General features: G+C 47.2%; 2 tRNA genes and 1 rRNA gene. All 3 read left to right on the forward strand.

What is annotated here, in order from left to right:
• Positions 1-22: 22 nt before the first annotated feature.
• A tRNA-Ile gene (locus tag CX664_RS25165) sits at positions 23-99 on the forward strand.
• 41 nt (positions 100-140) lie between these two features.
• Positions 141-216, forward strand: a tRNA-Ala gene (locus CX664_RS25170).
• A 359-nt stretch (positions 217-575) separates the two neighbouring features.
• Positions 576-1,017, forward strand: a 23S ribosomal RNA gene (locus CX664_RS25175); the annotation flags it as partial.

A 1,017-nucleotide genomic window follows, 5' to 3' on the forward strand; every position in this document is an offset into this window, starting at 1 on the left:
CCGTTATCTTGATTAAGGTGCCGGGTCTGTAGCTCAGTCGGTTAGAGCGCACCCCTGATAAGGGTGAGGTCGGCAGTTCGAATCTGCCCAGACCCACCAAGCTTTCAAGAGATGAAAGCCTAGCTCAACGGAAAGAATAGGGGGCTATAGCTCAGCTGGGAGAGCGCCTGCTTTGCACGCAGGAGGTCTGCGGTTCGATCCCGCATAGCTCCACCAATTTCTCGTCTTGTAAGAGACAGCAGAAAACTGATTCATTAAGCATATTTTGCTCTTCTTTCGTAACGAAAGAATGTTCTTTAACAATGTGGAATCCAAATTTAAGCTGAATTGATTTACAAGACCTTCGTCTTGTAATGAAAATTCTTGCTGAGACACTCTCAAGTTATTTACCGAAAGGTAATAGCTAATGTGTATGGCGTTCAGTTGTCAGTGGTCAGTTAACAGTGGCCAGTTGATGACTGAAGATCGTTAAAGGTAGTTATATTGCCTATAACCAACAGTTGGCACGAATCGACTGACCACTGGTCACCGACAACTGACAACTGAGATCTCAAAGAGATCGCTTCGGGTTATATGGTCAAGTGACTAAGCGTACACGGTGGATGCCTTGGCAGTCAGAGGCGATGAAGGACGTGGTAATCTGCGATAAGTCTTGGGGAGCTGATAAACAAGCTGTGATCCAGGAATTTCCGAATGGGGAAACCCACCAACATAAGTTGGTATTCCTTAGCTGAATACATAGGCTTTGGAAGGCGAACCCGGGGAACTGAAACATCTAAGTACCCGGAGGAAAAGAAATCAATTGAGATTCCCCCAGTAGCGGCGAGCGAACGGGGAGTAGCCCTTAAGCAATTTTTGGTTTAGTGGAAGACTCTGGAAAGTGTCGCCATAGTGGGTGATAGCCCCGTACACGAAAGGCCAATCATTGTGAAATCGAGTAGGACGGGACACGTGAAATCCTGTCTGAACTGTCTTCGGACGAGGGGGGACCATCCTCCAAGGCTAAATACTCCTGAC

The sequence above is a fragment of the Endozoicomonas acroporae genome (genome assembly GCF_002864045.1).
Classification (GTDB): domain Bacteria; phylum Pseudomonadota; class Gammaproteobacteria; order Pseudomonadales; family Endozoicomonadaceae; genus Endozoicomonas; species Endozoicomonas acroporae.